Here is a 3,301-nt window from a genome sequence, read left to right on the forward strand (position 1 = left end):
TTCGGACCTGGCCAACAGCTCGGAGTCGCCTGGAACACCGTCTGGGACGCCATCGCCCCGGTCATCAAGACCCGGCTGATCGCTGAGGAGCGGCAGACCGGGGCGGACGCCCTCGGCGTCGACGAGCACTTCTGGCGCCACGTCGGCGCGCCCGGCACCGGGATCATAAACCCACTCCTGCGGTGAGGACGGCCGGCCTCGGGCGCGGCTGCTGAACTTGGTCAAGGGCTGCATCGGGGCCGCCTACGGCGACTGGTTGACCGAGCAGAGGCCGACCTTCACGAGAGAAATCCACACTGCGACCCTGGACCCACTGCACGCCTACGCCTACGCAATCCGTGATGAACTCCCCGACGCCATATCGGCGCTTGACGCCTTCCACGCCGGTCTTGCTCGGCGGCCAACTCGTCGACGAGGCGGGCCACAGAGTGCAGCAGGACACACTGCGCCACCGCGGACGGGCCAGAGACCCGCTCTACGGCATCCGCCGCACCCTACAAATAGGCGCCGAGCACCTCACCACCAAGCAGATCACCCGGCTCAACGAGAAACTTGAGGCCGGAGACCCGCGCCACGAGACCACCTTTACCTCTGGCGCTGCTACCAGAAGCTGCACGCCGTCTACCACGCCCGCCCCGAGACCGAACGCCGGCTCGTCGCTCAGACCCTGGGCGCCTTCCCGACATGCCCGCTCCCGGAGGTCGCCCGGATGAGCCGCACTCTGCGGCGATGGAGGTCGGTGATCTTGGCTAACTTACCTCGACACCGCTAGCGCCTCGAACGGGTCCACAGAGGCCATCAAGGCGCTGATCGAGACGATGCGCAGTGTCACCCGGGGCTTCCGCGACTTCGACAGCTACCGGCTACGCCCCCTGCCCGCCGCCGGCGGCCACGGGCCGCGGCGGGAGACTCCTACCCACGCTCAGCGGTGAAGGGCACCTTCAAGGGCGCTCGGGCGAGGACAATTGGCGGCGTTTCGTCACGAAGAAACTTGTCACGAGCACAACTAGTAGGGAGCTTGCTACACCCATCAACGTCCCTCGAAGTAAAATGACCATGAAGAACGGTAGAATACAGCCGATGAGGCCAGGCATCCCTTGGCGGGTTAATATCAACTCGGTGTGCTGATCCAGGCGGCACAGTAGAGCGCCGAGGAGCAACATCCCGACGACCAGGAACAACCACGACCCGTCCACGAACAGCTCCGCCCATATGGGGGCAGAAAGATTGTGGAACGAATACTCCTTATAATCGGCCAGGATCGCGCCGGTGGGCTGTGGTTTCGTAGCCCATAAACTGCGCGGGATCCACAAGAGTATAGCTCCTAAGAGCTGACGCCCCCATGCCACTCCTTGGTCGTCCACGTACTCCGCAGCGTTCATCACCTGAGCGAAGGAGTCGTAGTCGCCCGAAAGCATAGACCGGACTACATCCAGGGTCACGCCTTCTTCCATTGTTATGTCTCGAAAATAATCCGCTATGGGGAAGAGTAGGACGAACCCCGGGACGGCGGCGAGGGTCACTGCTCGGAAGGCTCGCCGTGTTGAGAAGACGCCGTGTGCGGCGAGCACAGACAGAACGACCGTGCCGAACAAGTATCGCGAACTACTCACCGGATTGACAAAGATGAATAGACTCAGGCCATTGACGATGAGCAGCGTTCTAGAGAAATTCGTGGCCCGCAGAGCATCTAGACCCGCTTGGGCCTGCCTTTGTGATACATACGACACCAACAGGCCCATGGACGTGCCTAAAGTCAAAATTTCGGAGACTGGGTTGGACCACAACTCCGCGACCGAGTTGGCCCGTGCTTCACGACTCTCGAAGAGAACCGCGGGGCCGATTGAGATAATGTAGTACAAAGCTGCGATGAAGAATACTACAAACAGAATCTGAGCCCGGAGCTGCACAACCGACCTTTCGGTGACTGCTCCCCGCGAAGGCGGCCGTCTACTCACCCAGCTATTGCCTACAAGCCATGCGAGACATCCCACCAGTACAATTAGGATAGATTCGCCATAAAAAAGTGCGTTGAGGTTCGTGGTGGTGAACGGGGCAATTCCAAGACGGAATTGAGTGAACGGCGCCAAGCCCATGAACACGTAAACGAACATCCAAAAGATCATGTCGTATAGCCGTCGTTCCGGCCGAGCTAAAATCCATGTCAACCGCAATGCTGCGATTTCTATCACGAGGAACAATGGCCAAGTGGGTTGAGGGTCACCCGATGGTGTCGCCGTCCTCCAATAAATCCAAGTCGGTATTCCCACTGCTAATATGAGAAAACCAAAGACTGGCGCCTGACAACCGATTTGATCCCGTCGGTCTTGGCGTGCTCCCTTGGACGCCGTGGACGTTATGACCCTATTCATGTCGGCGCATCACGCGGTCGAATGGTCGACTCGGGGGCAATACGAGCGCAAGAACCACGCCAATCGCAAGACCTGTGATAAGTCCCACGGTGGGGTGCCTAGGGGACCCGGGAAGAACTGAGTTTGCCTCGGATGCCGACGCACTCACGGTCATCCGTAGAATGGGTTCTCCATTAGACTCGGGTTCGTTGGCGGCAACGTGATCCACCATGGCCACGGCCGTTGCATTAGCAATGTCAATCGCCATCTCAGGATCCTCGGCCAATGCGGAGATATCGAATGCATAAGTTTCCTCTGCGACGTTGGTAGACACCACTGCAGTCAAATGGGAAATGGAGACGTCCAAATCGATAACCTTCTTCACCTGCTCCTGCAACAACGGCTTGTCCGCCACCTCCGCATATGTCAAGGTCTGGTTCTCCATATATGTTGTTAACTGTGGAGCTAGTGTGGGATCTCCGCCCCCATTTACTGATAGATATACCGAACTTTCTGCCCGATAAGGGGTCTCGAAAGCAAAGGCATATGCGAGGCCCAGTAAAAACCCAACGACTCCTGCTGTGATTACTACCCAGCGTCTTTTGACTACCCTGTCAACATATTTCCGTATGGCCATGGTGTCCTTTTCCTCAACATATGGTGTTTGCGCAACTAATGCGCCTAAAGGACTGAGTTTTTTATGATGCTAGGAATCTAAGCGTCAGATATCGCACCGCTTGGCCCCGGCCGCAGTCCCCCATCTGCGTGTACTGTAACCGCCGACGCTCGGCCTGGGACCGGCGGCGTCCCGTGGGGTCGCTATTGTGACGTAGCTCTGCGCCTGCTCACTTCCCCCCATGACTCGTCTTTAAGGTCGTTGACCGGTTGGCTATCTTGAGGATGTCGGGGCTGGTCCTGGTCCACCCGAACGGGTGGCAGCGGTCGATCCA

The 3,301-nt window shown here is 58.6% G+C and carries 3 protein-coding genes and 1 pseudogene; 2 read left to right on the forward strand and 2 right to left on the reverse strand.

Annotation, left to right across the window (positions count from 1 at the left end; genetic code table 11):
* Both GMA12_RS18620 and GMA12_RS19675 read left to right on the forward strand, forming a co-directional pair.
* Positions 1-186 (forward strand): annotated as a pseudogene (locus tag GMA12_RS18620) (ISL3 family transposase); the annotation flags it as partial.
* A gap of 611 nt (positions 187-797) precedes the next feature.
* Complete coding sequence (locus tag GMA12_RS19675; RefSeq protein ID WP_370832136.1) at positions 798-932, forward strand: hypothetical protein; 135 nt, start codon at positions 798-800, stop codon at positions 930-932.
* A 9-nt stretch (positions 933-941) separates the two neighbouring features.
* Here GMA12_RS19675 and GMA12_RS18055 read toward each other — a convergent pair whose 3' ends face one another.
* Positions 942-2,114, reverse strand: coding sequence for an oligosaccharide repeat unit polymerase (locus GMA12_RS18055; protein ID WP_156270867.1), 1,173 nt, complete (start codon positions 2,112-2,114; stop codon positions 942-944).
* 250 nt (positions 2,115-2,364) lie between these two features.
* Entirely contained in the window at positions 2,365-2,796 is a 432-nt protein-coding gene (locus GMA12_RS18060; protein ID WP_162460046.1) for a YveK family protein, read from the reverse strand.
* Positions 2,797-3,301: the final 505 nt, after the last annotated feature.

The sequence above is a fragment of the Kocuria sediminis genome, from assembly GCF_009735315.1.
Classification (GTDB): Bacteria; Actinomycetota; Actinomycetes; order Actinomycetales; family Micrococcaceae; genus Kocuria; species Kocuria turfanensis.